General features: G+C 45.9%; 16 protein-coding genes. 12 read left to right on the forward strand and 4 right to left on the reverse strand.

Features of this window, described 5'->3' with window-relative positions; genetic code table 11:
• Position 1 precedes the first annotated feature (1 nt).
• On the reverse strand, positions 2-280 hold the full coding sequence (locus ACFOEE_RS06275) for a hypothetical protein (RefSeq protein WP_377122101.1): 279 nt from the start codon (positions 278-280) through the stop codon (positions 2-4).
• A gap of 248 nt (positions 281-528) precedes the next feature.
• Here ACFOEE_RS06275 and ACFOEE_RS06280 point away from each other — a divergent pair, with 248 nt between their 5' ends.
• Positions 529-2,088 carry a Na/Pi cotransporter family protein gene (locus ACFOEE_RS06280; protein ID WP_377122104.1) on the forward strand — a complete coding sequence of 520 codons (1,560 nt, stop codon included), beginning with the start codon at positions 529-531 and terminating at the stop codon, positions 2,086-2,088.
• Here ACFOEE_RS06280 and ACFOEE_RS06285 read toward each other — a convergent pair.
• Positions 2,064-3,539: an amidohydrolase family protein gene (locus tag ACFOEE_RS06285; protein ID WP_377122107.1), complete on the reverse strand. Its 1,476-nt coding sequence runs from the start codon at positions 3,537-3,539 to the stop codon at positions 2,064-2,066. The genes ACFOEE_RS06280 and ACFOEE_RS06285 overlap by 25 nt on opposite strands.
• A 178-nt stretch (positions 3,540-3,717) precedes the next feature.
• Between ACFOEE_RS06285 and ACFOEE_RS06290 the strand changes: the two genes are divergently transcribed.
• Positions 3,718-4,623, forward strand: coding sequence for a substrate-binding periplasmic protein (locus tag ACFOEE_RS06290; RefSeq protein WP_377122110.1), 906 nt, complete (start codon positions 3,718-3,720; stop codon positions 4,621-4,623).
• 38 nt (positions 4,624-4,661) lie between these two features.
• Here ACFOEE_RS06290 and msrA read toward each other — a convergent pair whose 3' ends face one another.
• The gene (gene msrA, locus ACFOEE_RS06295; protein ID WP_377122113.1) at positions 4,662-5,987 is read right to left on the reverse strand and encodes a peptide-methionine (S)-S-oxide reductase MsrA; all 1,326 of its coding nucleotides are present in this window, start codon (positions 5,985-5,987) and stop codon (positions 4,662-4,664) included.
• A 176-nt stretch (positions 5,988-6,163) separates the two neighbouring features.
• On the opposite strand from msrA, the gene ACFOEE_RS06300 reads away from it, so the two are divergent.
• From ACFOEE_RS06300 to asnB, 7 genes are all read left to right on the forward strand, one after another.
• Positions 6,164-7,666 (forward strand): leucyl aminopeptidase, encoded by a 1,503-nt coding sequence (locus ACFOEE_RS06300; protein ID WP_377122925.1) that lies wholly within the window; start codon positions 6,164-6,166, stop codon positions 7,664-7,666.
• 86 nt (positions 7,667-7,752) lie between these two features.
• Entirely contained in the window at positions 7,753-8,442 is a 690-nt protein-coding gene (pxpB, locus tag ACFOEE_RS06305; protein WP_377122116.1) for a 5-oxoprolinase subunit PxpB, read from the forward strand.
• Entirely contained in the window at positions 8,439-9,386 is a 948-nt protein-coding gene (locus tag ACFOEE_RS06310; RefSeq protein ID WP_377122119.1) for a 5-oxoprolinase subunit C family protein, read from the forward strand. Before pxpB ends, ACFOEE_RS06310 begins: the two co-directional genes overlap by 4 nt.
• Entirely contained in the window at positions 9,379-10,143 is a 765-nt protein-coding gene (locus ACFOEE_RS06315) for a DUF969 domain-containing protein (protein ID WP_377122122.1), read from the forward strand. Before ACFOEE_RS06310 ends, ACFOEE_RS06315 begins: the two co-directional genes overlap by 8 nt.
• Positions 10,140-11,150 carry a DUF979 domain-containing protein gene (locus tag ACFOEE_RS06320; RefSeq protein ID WP_377122125.1) on the forward strand — a complete coding sequence of 337 codons (1,011 nt, stop codon included), beginning with the start codon at positions 10,140-10,142 and terminating at the stop codon, positions 11,148-11,150. The genes ACFOEE_RS06315 and ACFOEE_RS06320 overlap by 4 nt, the downstream gene beginning before the upstream one ends.
• A 24-nt stretch (positions 11,151-11,174) precedes the next feature.
• Positions 11,175-11,837 (forward strand): pyroglutamyl-peptidase I, encoded by a 663-nt coding sequence (gene pcp, locus ACFOEE_RS06325; RefSeq protein ID WP_377122128.1) that lies wholly within the window; start codon positions 11,175-11,177, stop codon positions 11,835-11,837.
• A gap of 410 nt (positions 11,838-12,247) precedes the next feature.
• Complete coding sequence (asnB, locus tag ACFOEE_RS06330; RefSeq protein ID WP_377122131.1) at positions 12,248-13,918, forward strand: asparagine synthase B; 1,671 nt, start codon at positions 12,248-12,250, stop codon at positions 13,916-13,918.
• 82 nt (positions 13,919-14,000) lie between these two features.
• On the opposite strand, the gene pssA is transcribed toward asnB, so the two are convergent.
• Positions 14,001-15,326, reverse strand: coding sequence for a CDP-diacylglycerol--serine O-phosphatidyltransferase (gene pssA / locus ACFOEE_RS06335; RefSeq protein WP_377122134.1), 1,326 nt, complete (start codon positions 15,324-15,326; stop codon positions 14,001-14,003).
• A 254-nt stretch (positions 15,327-15,580) separates the two neighbouring features.
• Here pssA and trxB point away from each other — a divergent pair, with 254 nt between their 5' ends.
• From trxB to ACFOEE_RS06350, 3 genes are all read left to right on the forward strand, one after another.
• Entirely contained in the window at positions 15,581-16,537 is a 957-nt protein-coding gene (gene trxB, locus ACFOEE_RS06340; protein ID WP_377122137.1) for a thioredoxin-disulfide reductase, read from the forward strand.
• Between the two features lie 97 nt (positions 16,538-16,634).
• Positions 16,635-17,351 (forward strand): leucyl/phenylalanyl-tRNA--protein transferase, encoded by a 717-nt coding sequence (gene aat, locus ACFOEE_RS06345; RefSeq protein WP_377122140.1) that lies wholly within the window; start codon positions 16,635-16,637, stop codon positions 17,349-17,351.
• Positions 17,344-18,048 (forward strand): arginyltransferase, encoded by a 705-nt coding sequence (locus ACFOEE_RS06350; RefSeq protein ID WP_377122143.1) that lies wholly within the window; start codon positions 17,344-17,346, stop codon positions 18,046-18,048. Before aat ends, ACFOEE_RS06350 begins: the two co-directional genes overlap by 8 nt.
• Positions 18,049-18,067: the final 19 nt, after the last annotated feature.

The following is an 18,067-nucleotide window of genomic DNA, read 5'->3' on the forward strand; positions in this document are numbered from 1 at the left end:
TTCAGTATTGTTTCAAAGCCACAATACCACCTTGACGTATGGTCACAAGGACTGTGGTTTTACTCAAATAAACAGGATATTCGCCGTCTGGCAAACCGTCTTGGCAGAGGCGATTGAGCTTGTCTATTAATTCGTTCCCTGTGTCTGTGGATTGACCGCTAGTATGACTCGCACCGCGCAGTGCAGAAACACCCTGCTCGAAAACCTGATTCAGTACCTGCTTGCCTACACCTGATTTTACTTGGTGCTTGGCAACCGTTTTAAGAAGTGACTTTAACATAATTCCGTGTCCCTTTATTGAACTCACTGTTAGTGTAACAAACTTTCACCGCTTAGCTTTCGAAAAATAGTGACAAAATGTATCAGCCGTTTTCGCGCCAATCGTCGTCGCGCAGTTGCAACTGTAAGGTCACTCAGCCGACCCACTGCAACTTCCTGTAGAAAAGGTATATAGTAAAATTTATAGCGCGAGATCAAAGCATTGTAGTGCTCTGCTGTTACACTTGCCGCTTACTTTAAAGGAAAACTATGACGCAAGAATTGTTAATTGCCTTTGGCGCACTGGGGTTAATTTTACTCGGCATGGATTGGATGAGTAACGGTTTAAAAACCGCGACTGGGCCAAAATTTTTAGCCGCATTAGAGCATTGGACAACCACACCAAGACGGGGTGTGCTGTTTGGCACCACTGCCACCATTGCGGTGCAAAGTTCCAGCGCGATTACCGTAGCAACCATCGGCTTTGTTAATGCTGGGGTGTTGCCCTTAGAGCGCGCCGCGTTTGTCATTTATGGTAGTAACGTGGGCACCTCGCTCACTGGATGGTTTATTGCTCTTGTCGGCATTGAACTCAAAATTGATGCCTTTGCGTTACCCTTGCTTGGCTTCGGGGCTTTGCTGAAGTTATTTTCGAGCAGTGCGCAACGTCGTGGTCTAGGCGAAGCGTTAATCGGTTTTGCGGCGTTATTTTTGGGTCTGTCGTATCTCAAAACTGGGTTTGACGCCTCAGGTATTAGCTTAGATTTCGCCATTTTGCAGCAAGGCGGTTTAGGCGCCCTGCTCATCGCGGTACTAATCGGTACGGTACTCACTACCTTAATGCAAGCCTCGGTGGCAGTTATTGCTTTGGTCTTAACCGCAGTTTCAACTGCAGGGCTCGATCTCACCATTGCCGCTGGCTTTGTCATCGGCGCGAATCTTGGTACTACCTCAACCGCCATCATGAGCACGCTGGCAGCCACCGCTAACGCCAAACGCCTCGCGTGGCTGCATGTACTATTTAATGTTGTCACCGCCTTAGTTGCGGTGCTATTAGTTGCACCAATTTTGAATTTGATAGCTTGGCTTGAACAATCGCTTTCCATCAGTTCTACGCCTGCGGTTAGCCTTGCGCTTTTTCATAGCTTATTTAATGTGCTCGGCGTATGTTTGCTGTGGCCGATGACAAAACCTTTGGTGAGGTGGCTAAATCGTCGCTTTACGGAAAAACCCAGCCAACTCAAGTATGTCGATGCTAACAGCTTATTAATGCCAGATACGGCGCTGCGCGCTTTAACTATGGAGCAGTTAGAACAAATCTCGCAGCTATTACAGCATGTATTACCGCTTAGCCGAGGCATTAAACCAGATGAAAAAGCCCTGCAACCTGTGCTGCAAACTCAAAAGCAATTAGCTGACTTTTTACGCCAGTTAGGGCAATCGACGTTATCGGCCCGCCAATCAAGGCTGATGGTGCTACTCTCGAACAGCCAATTGCGTATAGAAACCGTGTTACAACTTATCCCAAAAATTGACCTTGCACTTGGTGACCACAATGAACACTTCAAACTTGAAGTCGCACTGTGGCAAACCTTGGCTGAGCCAGATTATCAATCGGTTGAATTTAAACGCGTGTATCGCAATTACCTAAAAGGCGTTGAGTTACAAAAACAAGCTATTTATCGCCACGCTGTATTTGGGCAGTTAAATCACAGCAAAGCCTCGCAATTATTATTAGCTATTCATGAACTCAAACGCATGAACATTCAAATGCTGAAAGCCTTTGCAGGGCTACGCAAAGCCCTTCAGCAATCTTCACCCAGTGAATAGCTGCACTGACCGGCAACCCAAGTCTGTTCGACCAAACATTCCTTGAGTAGATCTGGGTTAGCAAAAATATTGTGAGACAGCACCACAAAATCAGCTGCCGCACCAACTTTTAAAACCCCTAGTTGATGCGGACTATCAATTAGTTGCGCGGGGTTTTCCGTCACACACGCTAACGCATCACGCATCTCAATTCGCTGTTCTGGCAACAAATGACGCTCTGCACCGACATAGTATCCGGGCGCGGTATGCATTTCGCGATTAACCGCACTGTCAAAATGTCGCAGTGCTCCTAATGGCCGCTCTGGAAACTGGCTAGCAAATACTACAAACTTGTTGTCAGTGATCATCTGCCGGAGTGGCAAAATTTTGCTAAATGGTTGCGAGCGCATCTGCAAATAGCCATCTAGGCTCAGAGAGTCAGGGTGCGCATAAACCACATCTGCTGATTGCGGCTGAGCTTTGTGATTAAGCACTCGGATTGCATGAACGCGGTTACCCCGCTGCTCTGCTATTGTTTTTGCCATGCGATGGAAGAGCGCCAACACTTTGTTATGGAGTGGATGGGTTTGCCTTGCTTGACTTACAGCTAGAGTAGTCACTCCTTGAGACAATGCCTGAATAATGATGTTTTTCAACGCGCCCTCGGTTTGATGAGTTGCCCTTAATATCTGCTCTTGCGGTAAAGCGTGCAAAATCCAAGCAAACTCGTCTTTATTTAAACCACCTTGCTGCTCAATGTATTGACTAAAGATTCTGACATTGGCGAAACGTCGTTTTGCTTCATCTGGTAAAGTTAGATACAAAGTCATAGTCGCGAGACTGTTAATAAATGCCCGCTCAGCCGTCTTATCAAAAATACACACAGGTCGAGGTAGTTGTAAGCTATCAAGAAATTCCAAAGATAAAGGCTCTTTACTCTCACTGTGAGGTAGAAAAGGCGAAAAAGGTAACAGACTCAGATCTACACCAAAACCCAGTAACCATTCGTCAGCATCCAAGCTTTTATCTATGTAACTCAGTGCTCGACTCAAATAATGGAGATTGTAATTTGGCATTGGTTGCTGCCAGTTACCTTGTAGGCCAAATGGCCCTAAGTGAAACCAGCTGCTGGTTGCAAGCGCAGTTCCTAGATCAAGCTCCGCTTGTATAAAGCCAGGCACAATACATTTTGCCGCACTTAATCTCAGAGTTTGGTTACAGGTTAAATTGTGCTCTTGCAAGTATCCCTGCATTTGCGGCTCTGAACCAATTGCCGCTACCATACCTTGCTGTATTACCATCGCCTGATAATGATGACGCTGGGAATAAATATCTCCCACCAGTAACAAGACTTCATGGTGATGGTTTTGCTCGGGTTGGAACTCATTACAACTAAGAGAGTCGATATTTAACTGTGTAATGCTGTCATTGAACAAATCCAAAAGCGGGCAATTTGCCAACGGGCTGGACATAGCGGAGATCCTTAAAAATACAACTACTCTTTCTATCGACCATTTTAGAAAAAGCTGATGTATTTGCCGATTACAGCAAATTACACTTGTTCCTTAGCCATTCATGTGCAACAAAAATTTGTTAACGTACCGTTATTTAGTCTAGACTGGCAAAGAGTGCCCCTATGTTAATTAGTTTATGAAGTACTTTATAGTGTTGTGGCTATCTGTTGTGCTACTGGCTGCGCCTAGCGTATTTGCAAAACGGCCTGTCCATGTTAGCTACATCAATGACGGAAAAAGTTTTTTATATTCTGGTCTACCCCACGAGCGTGGCTACTTGTTTAATCCTGACGCGGAGCGACGGTTACGGTTAGTGACGCTCAATTGGCCGCCTTATATCGACGACAGCCTATGCAATAAAGGATGGGTGTTTCAGCTTGCGGTCTATTTGCTAACTTCTCAAGGTTATGGCGTTTATGTTGAGTTTCTCCCTTGGGCTCGGGCAGTGCGAGATGTTGAGCTTGGCAAGGCTGATATTATATTTCCTGAGTATTATATCGAACAAGAAGCACCTTCTGACGTAGTACGAGGCAAAACGAGGCGTGCTTTATTGGCACTGTCACACAACTTTCCCGGTGGGGAGATAAGCCTGTTTAAACACAAAGACAGCGATTTTCAATTTAATGGTCAATTGCAGTCTATTTTAGATAAAACCATTGGCATAGTGCGTGGTTATCAAAATACGCCTGAATTTGATGCACTCATAGATAACGGCAAACTCAAAACGGTTGAAGCTGTTAACGACTTACAGCAAATCAAACTATTAACCAATAAACGGGTTGAGCTGATAGTGGCTGATCCTGAAGTAGTACGCTCAACCATCAAACAAGCCGATGTTAGTATTGCCGAAAAACGCCACATGCTCAATCAGATGCATGTGCTAACCCCTCACCTTGCCTATAACCCGCTTTATTTTGCTCTCAGTAAACAAGTTCCTGACTGGAAAAACATTCTTCATAACCTCAATCAAGCACTGGATGCAAAACTCGCCTCTGGCGAAATACAAGACTTTATTGCCCGTAGCAAAGCGCAATGTGAATGACCACAACGTACTTTGCTAACACGTTATATTTACGGTGTTTAGCCTCGCGGCATAAATTCAAGCACGGTTGCATTGATGCAATAGCGGTCTGCGCCGTTTGGCCCTTCGCCTTTAAAAACATGCCCTAGGTGAATACCACTGGATTTCGAGCGTAGTTCAATGCGCTGCATGCCATGACTATTATCTTCATGATAGGTCACACTCCCCTTTACTGGATGGGTAAATGACAACCAGCCAGTGCCTGAGTTAAACCTATCTTTGGTATCAAATAACGCTGCACCGCTGAGTTTGTCGACAAACACACCTTCGCCGGTGTACTTAAATAAATCGTATTGCTGACAAAACGGCCGCTCCGTCCCTTTATTAAACGCGATATGGTACGCCTCGCTGTCACCTAATTTAAATGCACCAAGCGCTTGGTAAAACTCATCCCGAGCCATAAAACCTTGCGCTCCAGCCTGCTCTTTGCCATTTTCAAGAAATAAAATGGTCGGTGTGGCCCAAGTAGCCGAACGAATTTGTAAGCCTTGCAGTTGGTCTGCATACCGATAACTAATCGCAATATCGCCCTGATAATCATTCACCACGGTGGCTTTAAACTTTTCGCAGTAAGGGCAGTAACTACGTGACTCAATCACCACAATATGTTTGCCTGCAAGTAAAGCACTATTATCGACCTGTACTTGGCTACTTTTATCAAAGCGCACTCCGGTACTGTGATCTGGACAATAGCCATTGGGGTTTTTAGCTAAATAATTCTGATGATATTCTTCAGCTTTAAAAAATGCCTTTAGCGGTTTAATAGTTGTTGTGATAGTGCCAAAACCAGCTGCGCTCAGCAGAGTCTGATATTGTGCTTTAACTGCTTGAGCTACTTTAAGTTGTTGCTCATCTGAGGTAAGAATAATCGAGCGATACTGACTGCCAACGTCATTGCCCTGACGGTTACCTTGAGTCGGGTCATGGCTTTCAAAATAATGTTGTAATAAAGCCTGAGTTGATAAAATTCCCGCGTTATAAGTAACTTTTACCACCTCGGCGTAATTATTGGGGTCAAAGCGCCGCTTAGCCGCAGTAATAGCTTTATAACTGGCGCTAAACCCTTGCCCATCAGCATAGCCCGATTCTGCGTTGATCACCCCAGGTAAAGCTTCATAGCCCTTTTCCGCCCCCCAGAAACACCCTGAGCCAAGCACTAAAGTTTTGATTTGCGAGGTTGCATTGGCAGGTGCCGACAGTGGGATTTCGCCTCCCGTACTTTGCCCACCAACTAAGGTTTGGGCTCGTGCAGGCATATTACTCATAAATACACTGCTAACAACAATCAAGGCGAATGCCAAGGTGATACTGATAAAAGCTTTCATGGTAGATATCCAAATTATTACCTATGCAGAATTAGACCCACATAGCTGGGTTCTACTTTCATGATGATTTCTGCGTTTCGCCGGATAAAACGCGAGATTCACCGCGTCAGCATAGTCAGTTATGCACATTTGAGGTAAAAAGCGCTGCAATAGAGTTAACTAAGGGCTATAAGATGATGAATCTAAAATTGACTATGACAGCATTGGCGCTCATCAGCGCAAGTGCAACAGCAGCAGATATCGAATTTACCAAACGTATCAATGACGCAGATGCTTTAGTGCTGTTTCAATCAAATGCCGCTGCCAGCAGCTATTCGTTTTTAGATAAAGACACGCAAAAACAGTTAACCAAAGCTTTAGCTGCCGAGCAGTTTAAAGGTGACTTTGGCAAAACAGTTGAACTTTTAGCCCCAGTTGACAGTAAATACAGCCGTATCTTAGTGGTAGGTTTAGGTGACACCGAGCAATTGGATGTCAGCAAGCTAACTAAGCTTGGCGGTAACATCCACGCTAAATTACAAGCAAAGAAAGTTGGGTCGATTAGTGTTGCCTTCGACCAAGTTACAGGTAAAGCCGATAACGCCGAATTGGCCGCGCAATTCGCACATGGTATCAATCTGCGTGACCACACGTTTAACGTCTACAAAAAAGACGCCAAGCCACAATCGCTCACATACCATTTGAACGTTGCGGACAATCAGGCGGCTCAGGATAAATATCAAACACTAGCACATATTCAACAAGGCGTGTTTCTTGCGCGCGACCTGACATCTGAAGTCGCCAGCGAAATGACTCCAGTTGATTTTGCTAACGCAGCCAAAGAGCTAGAAAAACTGGGTGTCACTGTTACAGTATTAGAGCCAAAAGAAATTCTAGCTCTTGGTATGGGCGCACTGGAAGGTGTTGGCCGTGGCAGTAGCCAAGGTTCACGTTTAGTGGTTGCCCATTACAAAGGCAGTGACAGCACGCCTGTTGCTTTGGTTGGCAAAGGTATTACTTTTGATTCAGGTGGTTACAGCCTCAAAACGGGTGCTTCAATTGCGCGCATGAAGTCTGATATGGCAGGTGCGGCTGCGGCACTTGGCACAGTTAAAGCAATGGCACTGAGCAAAGCAGAAGTAAACGTAGTTGCCGTGATGGGTATGGCTGCCAACATGGTGTCTCAATATGCGGTCGCACCTGGTGATGTATTACGCACCGCTGAAGGCTTGTCAGTAGAAGTGGTTAACACCGACGCAGAAGGTCGTTTAGTGTTAAGTGATGCCATGTGGTACGCCCGTAAACATTTCTCCCCTGAGATCATGATTGATATCGCAACACTCACCGGCTCTAAAGTCAGCGCACTTGGCGACCGCTACGCGGGGATCTTCTCAAACGACGATACGTTAGTACAAGAGCTGACGTTTGCTGGTAAGCAAGTCAACGAAAACCTGTGGCGCTTGCCGTTAGGCTATGAAGATATGCTGAAATCAGATATCGCCGACCTTAAAAACGTTGGCAGTGGCGGCCCAGGTGCAACGACTGCAGCGGCATTTTTACAAAAATTTGCCGGTGATACTCGTTGGGTTCACCTTGATATCGCAGGCAATGCGCTATCTTCTAAGAGCCAGGATGAAGTACCTGAAGGTGGCACTGGTTTTGGTGTGCGCTTACTAAGCGAATGGTTGCTCAACAAATAACCACACGCTTTTCCCCCTGAGGCCATGCAATTGCATGGCCTTTTGGTTATGCTTACTGTACAAGGTTTAAAAAATATAGGTGCCATTTGCCTAGCACTTTTGAAGTTACCAAGAACTGCCAAGCTGATTTGAGAGCCGACTTAGTAGCCCTTGCGCCAGATATTGTGGTATTTAGCCTCCCTCCAACATTACCACTTAACGACCAAGCCGTTGCAGAATGTTTGCTTGCCGTGACCCAGTTGTGCCAATCAAGTCTAGAATGCCATGATGTCGTCCCCGCGGCACGCAGCGTCACACTGTACTTGCGCGATGCCAATCGTTGTCAGTATTGGCAATCGAGGTTAGCGCAAGAATGGCAAACACTAGAAGTAGCAAACACCCTCTGCCAAGTCCATCGCATTGCAGTCAAATATGGCGGTCAATTTGGTCCCGATCTCATTCCACTGGCAGAACGCTTAGGATTAAGTTGCCAAGATGTCATCCGGTTACACAGCCAAACTGAGTATCGCGTCGGTTTTATGGGATTCCTGCCCGGTTTTGGTTATCTACAGGGTTTAGCAGCGCAGTTACATGTCCCGCGTCTTGCCTCGCCGCGTACCCATGTCGCCGCTGGCAGCGTTGCCATTGCTGGCAAGCTGAGTGCGATTTACCCCTCTAGCTCACCGGGAGGCTGGCATATTCTGGGTCGTACTGAACAAAACTTGTTTAACCATCGCCAAAGTTCACCCTGTTTATTTAATCCGGGCGATCGGGTCGTATTCGAGGTATCCAGATGACAATCACAGTGATAGCCCCAGGCCCACTTACCACCATTCAAGATCTTGGCCGTCACGGTTACCGTCATTTAGGAGTTGCCACCGCAGGAGTGCTCGACCCTTTGGCGCTGCGTCTCGGTAATCGTTTAGTGGGCAATCAAGATAATGCCGCTGGTTTAGAAATTACCTTTGGTAATGCACAATTACGTTTTGATAGCCCCTGTACATTTGTGTTAATGGGCGCATGCTTGCAAGCAAGTTTAGATCAACAACCAATTGCGCCGGGCTTTCGCATACAGGCTAAAAAAGGCAGCATGTTACAACTACGCGGACGCAAAAATAGTTTGCGCGCCTACTTATGTGTCGCGGGCGGAATTGCTGTAGATACGGTGATGGACTCCTGTGCGACCGATTTACAAGCGCAATTTGGTGGGTTGAAAGGCCGTGCCTTGCAAGCAGGCGATGTAATTAAACTCGGCACGCCACCCAAAGCTACGCTTAAATCTTGTGTTGGCTTTCGTCTTCCTCCTTATCAACAAAACATTCGTGTTTTACCAGGGCCTCATCGTCATCTTTTACCGAATGATGCGTTTGCTCAGCTGCTAGAACATGACTGGCAAATTGCCAAGTGTAGTAACCGCATGGGCGCTCGTCTTGATACCAATGATAATGCACAGTTACATCATCATCTTGATCTCCCATCACAAGCGGTGCACCCTGGGGTTATTCAACTCCCGCCTAGCGGCTCGCCAATCGTGTTATTGCAAGATTGTCAAACCACCGGCGGCTATCCGATTATTGGACAAGTGGTCGGGGCAGATCTCAGACACTTTGCACAATTAGGCGCTTTACAGTATTGTCGATTTGTTGCGGCTGACTTTTCATCGGCACTTGCCGCTACGCGTGAACAAGAGTTACACCTCGCACGCGCCGATATTGCCTTGAACTATAATAATAATGACTGAATTAAATTTACTCCCCTTAGTGGGTATCGTGGTGGTGGTTGCAGGTTTTGCGCTGCGCTTTAACCCGTTATTGGTGGTGGTTAGCGCTGGTATTGCAACCGGTTGGGCAGTACAGCTCGATTTTTTAACTTTACTCGAAACCTTCGGTGAAAAATTCCTTAACGCGCGGCAACTCGCGAGCTTATTTCTAATCATTCCTATTATTGCGCTGTTAGAGCGCTACGGCTTGCAGCAACGGGCACAAGCTTGGATAGCCAGCATTAAAAGTGCCACAACGGCACGGATCTTAATGATGTATTTTTTGGTTCGTGAGGGTTCCGCAGCCCTTGGCTTGATTAGCCTTGCTGGTCACGCGCAAACGGTTCGCCCCCTACTCGCCCCTATGGCACTGGGCGCGGCGGCAAATTTGCACGGGCCTCTACCCAAACCCATTCAAGATCAAATCGCAGCTCACGCTGCCGCCTGTGACAACATCGCGGTATTTTTTGGCGAAGATATTTTTATCGCGTTTGGCGCAGTGCTATTGATGAACGCCTTTTTACAAGAAAATGGCATTATGGGGATTGAACCTTTACACATTGGTTTGTGGGCTATTCCCACCGCTATTGCCGCCTTGATTGTACATTGCTTTCGCTTAGCGAGATTAGAAGCACAGATCACTCAGCAGCTGGTTGCTTATCTGAAAAGCCAACCACAGGAGCATGACGCTACAAAAAAGTCGGAACTTGAAAACAACACCAGTGAGGTGTTGTCATGAGCACGCCTACAATCTCAGCCCCAGAAACCGCCATTTTTAGTATCGGCAATATTTACTTGCTAATTGGCATGGTCTTGCTATTTTTAGTCGTTAAAACGCTGCAAGATAAAGGCCATCCGAAACGCTTAACCACCGCGCTGTTTTGGGGGTTATTTGCCAGCGTGTTTTTATTTGGCGATGTCTCAAAAATGCTGTTAGGAGACGCCTATACACACCGCTGGGTAGGCATCGCTGTGCTCGCCATTGCCTTACTAGCAGGCTTAGGGCAAGTTTCTCTGGGTACTTATCAACAAACCACGGAAGCACAAAAGCAAACCTCGCAACAGCGGATTGGCAACTGGCTATTTTTGCCCGCGGTGCTTATTCCTGTGGTCACCGTTATCTGTACTTTGCTACTTGATACACTGAGCTTTGGCTCCTTGCGGGTATTTGATCCGCACCATGTTACCTTGGGGGCTTTAACCTTAGCATGTGGAGTCGCACTCATCGTTGGTTGGAAATTAACTGGCGGTAGCCCAGTGCAAGCGTTTAGTGAGTCGCGCAGGCTGGTTGATGCCATAGGCTGGGCAGCGATTTTGCCACAAATGTTGGCCATGCTTGGTGGCGTGTTTATCGTTGCACAAACTGGGGACGCCATTAAAGAGGTGGTAACACTATTTATCGCGCCGGAAAATCGCTTTATGTTAGTGGTGTTATATTGCGTTGGTATGGCACTTTTTACTATGGTAATGGGCAACGCTTTTGCTGCGTTTCCAGTGATGACAGCCGGCATTGCAGTGCCATTTTTAATTGAAGCCCATGGCGCAAGCGCTGCGCCTTTGGTGGCCATTGGCATGTATTCTGGCTATTGCGGCACGCTAATGACCCCAATGGCGGCAAATTACAATATTGTGCCTGCAGCATTATTGGACTTGAAAGACAAATATCACGTCATCAAAGTGCAAATTCCAACTGCTTTAATACTGCTCGCATTTAATATTGTACTGATGTATTACGTGGTGTTTTAACCCCAACCAACAACGAGGAATCCCATGGCAAAACCATGCGTTTTAGTGACTGGCTTCGCGCCATTTGGTGGCGAAACCATTAACCCATCTTGGGAAGCGGTCAGTCAATTGGAAGGTGAGGCCATCGGCTTACAGCAAAGTCATATAATCCACACCAAAGAATTACCGTGCGAATTTGATAAAGCCCTAGTGGCACTCTATCAAGCCATAGATAAATATCACCCGAGTTTAGTTTTGTGTGTTGGGCAAGCAGGTGGTCGCGCTGCGATTAGCATTGAACGCGTGGCGATAAATATTAACGACGCACGCATTGCTGATAATGCAGGGAAACAACCGATTGATACCGCTGTGATAACAGGTGGTCCGGTTGCTTATTGGGCTGCGCTACCCATTAAACGCTTGGTACAAGCACTACATCAAGCACAAATACCTGCAGAAGTTTCAAACTCGGCAGGCACCTATGTGTGTAATCACGTGATGTATGGTTTACTGCATTACATTGATACCCAACAACTCGATTGCCAAGGTGGCTTTGTCCATATTCCATATTTACCTGAGCAAGCGGTTAAGCACTCAGGTGCAGCAAGTATGAGTGCCAGCAACGTTCAACAAGCGCTAAAGGTGATTTTGACAGAAGCGCTCGCCAATCCTATTGATATCAAGCTCGCTGCGGGTACAACGCACTGAGTGGCGCTTAACGCAGCTCACCTGCGCACCATCTTGGTGCGCAGGTGCACGCCGACTATTCACCTAGACCAATTGCAAAATATCATTTCCGTAAGAGTTTAATCTTCGTCGACATTATTCTCAGTAAACTGCACCATAAAAGTGCAAATATGCACCATTGTGACACATAAATTATTCATGTTTTTCCTTCATTAACATGTGACTTACGTTTTTATTTCTGATAAATGTAAGGTGAATGAAGCTAAATATACCCACATGACTTGGCGTCGCAGTTAAGCATCAAGCTCGCGTATCCCCAAAACATAGAATTACTATGTGATTGAAGTGAAGAAACGCAACAGCCGCTGTAACTTCAACTAGTCAGGACATATTTAGCTTAGCAAACCACACAACACAGGAATGAGGTAACTATGTGTTCAATTTTTGGCGTACTAGAGCTACGCAGTGATCCGCTTGAACTACGCAGTCAGGCAATTGAAATGTCAAAACGTTTACGCCATCGTGGGCCAGATTGGTCAGGTGTCTACGCGTCTAGTAAAGCCATTTTAGTGCATGAGCGTTTAGCTATTGTCGGCGTTTCAAGCGGTGCACAACCTTTATACAACCCTGAGCGCACGCATATTCTTGCAGTTAACGGCGAGATTTATAACCATAAGCAACTTGCCCAACAACTCACTGTCGATTTTAAGTTCCAAACTGAATCTGACTGCGAAGTCATTTTGGCCCTCTATAAACAAAAAGGCCCTGAGTTTTTAGACGACCTAAACGGGATTTTTGCCTTCTGTTTATATGATGAAGCGGAAGATGCGTATCTTATCGGTCGCGACCACATTGGTATTATTCCGCTTTACACTGGTCGTGATCAACATGGTAACTTCTATGTAGCGTCTGAACTTAAGGCGTTAACGCCAATTTGTACGCAAATTGAAGAATTCCCGCCGGGTCATTATTTGTATTCAAAAGAAGGCACACCACGTCGCTATTACAGCCGCGACTGGCAAAGTTTTGATGCGGTCAAAAACAACGATGCCTCTGCTGAGACTGTCCGTGAAGGGCTTGAAGCGGCAGTAAAACGTCAGCTGATGTGTGATGTTCCCTATGGAGTGTTACTTTCTGGTGGCTTAGACTCCTCGGTTATTTCCGCCATTACGCAAAAGTTTGCCGCAAAGCGTATTGAAGATAACGATCAATCTGATGCTTGGTGGCCAAAGCTGCATTCGTTCTCCATCGGTTTAGAAGGTTCACCTGATTTAGCCGCAGCACAAAAAGTGGCTGACAAGATTGGCACAGTACACCACCCTATTCATTTCACCGTACAACAAGGTATTGATGCGCTTAAAGAAGTGATTTACCACCTTGAAACCTACGATGTCACAACGGTGCGCGCCTCCACTCCGATGTACTTAATGGCGCGCTATATCAAAGCCATGGGTATCAAAATGGTATTGTCAGGTGAGGGCGCTGATGAATTATTCGGTGGCTATTTGTATTTCCATAAGGCGCCTAACAGCCAAGAGTTCCACAATGAGTTAAACCGTAAAGTCAGCAAATTACACTTATTTGATTGCTTACGCGCTAATAAATCCATGGCTGCGTGGGGTGTTGAAGCGCGCGTGCCGTTCCTTGATAAAGACTTTATCGATGTCGCGATGCGCGTCAACCCAGAACAGAAGATGTGTAAAGACGGCCGAATTGAGAAACATATTGTGCGTCAAGCATTCGATGGCTATTTACCAGACGAAGTATTATGGCGTCAAAAAGAGCAATTCTCTGACGGTGTAGGCTACAGTTGGATAGATTCGCTGAAAGAGTTCGTTGCCACACAAGTGTCGGATCAAGACTTAGCGAATGCTGCGTTCCGCTTCCCTATCAACACCCCAGATAGTAAAGAAGCCTATTATTACCGCTGTATCTTTGAATCACACTTCCCGGGTGACGCTGCTGCTAAGTGCGTACCACACGGCAAGTCGGTAGCCTGCTCAACGCCTGAAGCGTTAGCTTGGGATGCCAGCTTTGCGAACAATGCCGATCCTTCTGGCCGTGCTGCCAACGTCCACAATGCAGCCTACCAAAAGCCCTAATCGGCGGCACATGACTACTGTTAACATATTAAAAAGGCTGCAATTGCAGCCTTTTTATTGTCACTGTGCTTAGGCTCACACTTTAAATAAAGCGTTTGATAATAAAATCCACTTTTACTCGTTTCGCTTGGCCTAACAATTTTTTCACTGGCGTTGGGTAATCATCCATTGTTTCCAAACAATCTGGGCCTGAGAGGCGGCGCGAGTTTGCCAAAATAGCGGCTTTTTCGGCCAACACGGCATCTTTTATCGCACCGCTGCGGTCTTCAATTAAAATGCCGTTTTCAATATCCAGACCCCAAGCTCGCGGATTAAGATTATGACCACTCATCAAATGCAATCTATTATCTTGACACACACCCTTTAAATGGAATGAATTGCTGCCATCTTTCCATAAATACACGTTCAAACGCCCTGAATCTATGTATTTTTGCTGCGACTTAAGAAACTTATACAAGATAGTTTCATACAAATAAGGTAACGCACCTATGCGGCTAAAAGGCGCAGTTGGGTCGATATAAAAATCGTTTGCGGTTTTATCGCCAACTACAATCGTCACTTCTTTGCCTTGCTTCAATAAACGACGTAATGAACGCAATAACGGCGCAGGAAAGTTGAAGTATGGCGTGTACAACACCAATTCACGCTCAGTGGTATCAAACAAAGTCTTAATCAAGCGATTGAGCTTGTTAGCACGTCGGCCAAAACCTAAAAAGGCGCGTACGCTCAACGCTTGACCAGAGGAAAAACGTGCGGCGCCATACTGAGCTGACTTTAAGGTTTTCATCAGCTGCCGCTGGGCAACTTTGATATCCATAAACTGAGGTAATGGTCGCACATCCAAACGCGGCACCGCTTCGGAGCAAAGCAAGTACTTGGCCGTAAACTCACACATTGCGTCACATAAGCCTGCCTGGTTAAGCACAAAATAACGGTCTAAACGATATCTTTCTTCGTATTGTAAATACACGTTATTTAAGCTGGCACCGCTATAAAGCAAAGTATCGTCAATCACGAATCCTTTCACGTGCAGCACCCCAAATAGCTCTTTGGCTTTTACAGGTACGCCGTAAATGCGCACGTTTGATTGTGTCTTCTCAAGCTCATCACAATACAGCTTAGCATTGCCCTCTGAGCGTGCTGCGCCTATCAAACCGCGCTGCGCACGGTGAAAGTCTACTATCACAGTAACTTCTAATTGTGGATTCGCCAACGAGGCTTGATGTAGCTCAGATAAGATCTCACGCCCTGCCTCGTCATCTTGCAAATACAATGCGGTCATCACAATGCGACGCTTTGCATTGCGGATCAAAGATAACAAAGTGGCGCGATACTCACTCGCGCTTGTTAAGATGGTGACATCCGTTGCATCTAACCCAAAAGCGGGTTTTTCCTGCCAAAATACCATAATTACCTAAACATTCTCGGCTATCCGATATGGATACCATAACCAAATTCGCTAGAACATAGCAAAAAATTCCTAGCGGGTCATGATATAACGACAATAATTGTGTCTAAAGGCCGAAATTTTGCTCAAGTACAGATTTTTTGACAACTTGGCTTTTTGCGAAAAAACAAATTCCGCTATTTTGTTTACTTATGGCTTGAATTTCTTAGAATCAGCCGCATTGAATGTTGAAATGAATTCTTGGGAAGAAAATTATGACAAACGCTAAGCATTGCAAACTGCTTATTCTTGGTTCTGGTCCTGCTGGTTACACAGCTGCAGTGTACGCTGCACGTGCCAATCTTAATCCGGTTTTAATCACAGGTTTACAGCAAGGTGGTCAATTAACCACGACGACAGAAGTAGAAAACTGGCCTGGCGATGCACACGGCTTAACTGGACCTGCGTTGATGGATCGCATGAAAGAGCACGCTGAGCGTTTTGAAACGGAAATTATTTTTGACCATATTCACACTGTGGATGTTAAGAACCGTCCGTTTACTTTAATCGGTGACTCAGGCACTTACACTTGTGATGCGTTAATCATTTGTACTGGTGCTTCTGCTAAATACTTAGGTATGGAATCTGAAACAAAGTTCCAAGGCCGTGGTGTTTCAGCTTGCGCAACTTGTGATGGTTTCTTCTATCGGAATCAGAAAGTTGCCGTTGTCGGTGGTGGTAATACCGCTGTTGAAGAAGCGCTCTACTTATCTAACATTGCTTCAGAAGTGCATGTTATCCACCGCCGTGATAGCTTCCGCTCAGAAAAGATCCTTGCAGACCGTTTAATGGACAAAGCCAGAAACGGAAACGTGGTTTTACACTTAAATAAAACCCTAGACGAAGTACTAGGTGACGATATGGGTGTAACGGGCGTACGTATCCGCGATACGCAAAATGACTCAACTGAGCAATTGGATTTAACCGGCGTATTTATCGCTATCGGTCACAAACCAAACACTGATATTTTCCAAGGTCAGCTTGAGATGAAAGATGGCTACTTAGTGGTGCAATCAGGCCTTAACGGTAATGCCACACAAACCAGCGTAGAAGGCGTTTTCGCCGCAGGTGACGTAAGTGACCACATCTACCGCCAAGCCATTACTTCTGCAGGCACAGGCTGTATGGCAGCGCTTGATGCAGAAAGGTATCTAGACGCCTTGGCAAAGTAAGCCTAAGCTGACTAAATTGAGGCACTGCGGTGCCTTTTTTATTGTAACTTAAGAAAAATATTGTATCTTCAGACCTAGCCTAAGCCATTTTCTGAGTATGATGCAACAGCTGTATTTCCTCTCACCATTAGAATTAGATTTTCCAGATCCAGAAACCGCTCTACAAGACCCGGACGGGCTGTTAGCCGTAGGTGGCTGCTTATCCTTAATGCGACTTAAAAACGCCTACAACAACGGTATTTTCCCTTGGTACAACGAGCAAGAGCCGATTATGTGGTGGTCACCATCACAGCGCGGCATCATTGAGCTAGATGAATTCCATGTCAGTCGCTCACTCAAACGCACCGCACGACGTTTAACTCCCAAAGTGACTATCAACCACGCTTTTGTTGACGTGATGCGTGCCTGCCGTGAACAACGTTTGCACCGCGAGGGGACTTGGATCAGCCGTGCCATGCTCAAAGCTTATCATGATGCGCACTTAGCTGGCTTTGCTCACAGTCTTGAAGTATGGCATCAAGGGGCGCTTGCTGGCGGCCTCTATGGCATTATGCAAAATGGCGTGTTTTGTGGTGAGAGCATGTTTCACCATGTCACCGATGGTTCAAAGTTGGCGGTATGGGCTTTGGTTAACTGGCTTAAGCAGCACCAGGTACATTTTATCGATTGCCAATTGGAAAACCCCTATTTAACTGCTCTTGGTGCAAAATCTATTTCACGCGCGCAATTTTTGACTAGACTTAAAGAGGCAAAGGATTTTCAAATTCCCGAAGGCATGTGGCAAGCTCAGGAGCTGGTGAACATCTATGACTGAACACTTTCCCGCAAAAATTGGCCTAAGTCAGCAATTTCCCTGTAGTTATCTGCCTGACAAACAAGAGCAGTTATTAGTTATTCTCGACCACAGTTATTTTACTGCTAAGCGCTTTGAGGCATTGTTAGAGCTTGGCTTTCGTCGTAGCGGCGATCAGATCTATCGCCCTCACTGCCCTGCTTGTCAAGCATGCCAGTCAGTGCGCGTACTAGCGCAGCATTTTAAGCCATCCGCCTCACAACAACGTAAGCTTAAAAAAGCACGGCAGACATTCCAGTTTGTGGTGTCGCACAAAGAGCGACCTGAATATTACACTTTATATGAAAAATACATTTGTTTGCGTCATCAAGACGGCACTATGTACCCACCCAATCGTGTGCAATATGAAAGCTTCTTGTTTTGCCATTGGCTGCCGGTCACCTTCTTAGAGATCTGGCATGAACAGAAGCTGGTCGCTGTTGCCGTTACCGATACTATGCCCAATGCGCTCTCCGCGATTTACACTTTTTTTGATCCGGATTACGAATCTTATAGTTTAGGCACTTTAATGATTATGGCGCAGTTGGATTTCGCAAAACAGCACAAAAAGGATTATGTTTACCTTGGATATCAAATAGATGCGTGTAAGAAAATGCGTTATAAAACACAATTCCTACCTGCTGAACGCTTAGTTAATGAGCAGTGGTTAAACATTTAGCTAACAAATAGTGCCCTGT

This window comes from Pseudoalteromonas fenneropenaei (genome assembly GCF_042643375.1).
Lineage (GTDB): Bacteria > Pseudomonadota > Gammaproteobacteria > Enterobacterales > Alteromonadaceae > Pseudoalteromonas > Pseudoalteromonas fenneropenaei.

Bases quoted from the DNA above. Each gene is read 5' to 3' on its own strand.
- ACFOEE_RS06290 (WP_377122110.1), top strand. From the start codon at position 3,718: ATGAAGTACTTTATAGTGTTGTGGCTATCTGTTGTGCTACTGGCTGCG.
- ACFOEE_RS06285 (WP_377122107.1), bottom strand. From the start codon at position 3,539: ATGTCCAGCCCGTTGGCAAATTGCCCGCTTTTGGATTTGTTCAATGAC.
- ACFOEE_RS06310 (WP_377122119.1), top strand. From the start codon at position 8,439: ATGACAATCACAGTGATAGCCCCAGGCCCACTTACCACCATTCAAGAT.
- ACFOEE_RS06275 (WP_377122101.1), bottom strand. From the start codon at position 280: ATGTTAAAGTCACTTCTTAAAACGGTTGCCAAGCACCAAGTAAAATCA.
- asnB (WP_377122131.1), top strand. From the start codon at position 12,248: ATGTGTTCAATTTTTGGCGTACTAGAGCTACGCAGTGATCCGCTTGAA.
- trxB (WP_377122137.1), top strand. From the start codon at position 15,581: ATGACAAACGCTAAGCATTGCAAACTGCTTATTCTTGGTTCTGGTCCT.
- pssA (WP_377122134.1), bottom strand. From the start codon at position 15,326: ATGGTATTTTGGCAGGAAAAACCCGCTTTTGGGTTAGATGCAACGGAT.
- ACFOEE_RS06300 (WP_377122925.1), top strand. From the start codon at position 6,164: ATGAATCTAAAATTGACTATGACAGCATTGGCGCTCATCAGCGCAAGT.
- ACFOEE_RS06280 (WP_377122104.1), top strand. From the start codon at position 529: ATGACGCAAGAATTGTTAATTGCCTTTGGCGCACTGGGGTTAATTTTA.
- aat (WP_377122140.1), top strand. From the start codon at position 16,635: ATGATGCAACAGCTGTATTTCCTCTCACCATTAGAATTAGATTTTCCA.
- msrA (WP_377122113.1), bottom strand. From the start codon at position 5,987: ATGAAAGCTTTTATCAGTATCACCTTGGCATTCGCCTTGATTGTTGTT.
- ACFOEE_RS06350 (WP_377122143.1), top strand. From the start codon at position 17,344: ATGACTGAACACTTTCCCGCAAAAATTGGCCTAAGTCAGCAATTTCCC.
- ACFOEE_RS06315 (WP_377122122.1), top strand. From the start codon at position 9,379: ATGACTGAATTAAATTTACTCCCCTTAGTGGGTATCGTGGTGGTGGTT.
- ACFOEE_RS06320 (WP_377122125.1), top strand. From the start codon at position 10,140: ATGAGCACGCCTACAATCTCAGCCCCAGAAACCGCCATTTTTAGTATC.
- pcp (WP_377122128.1), top strand. From the start codon at position 11,175: ATGGCAAAACCATGCGTTTTAGTGACTGGCTTCGCGCCATTTGGTGGC.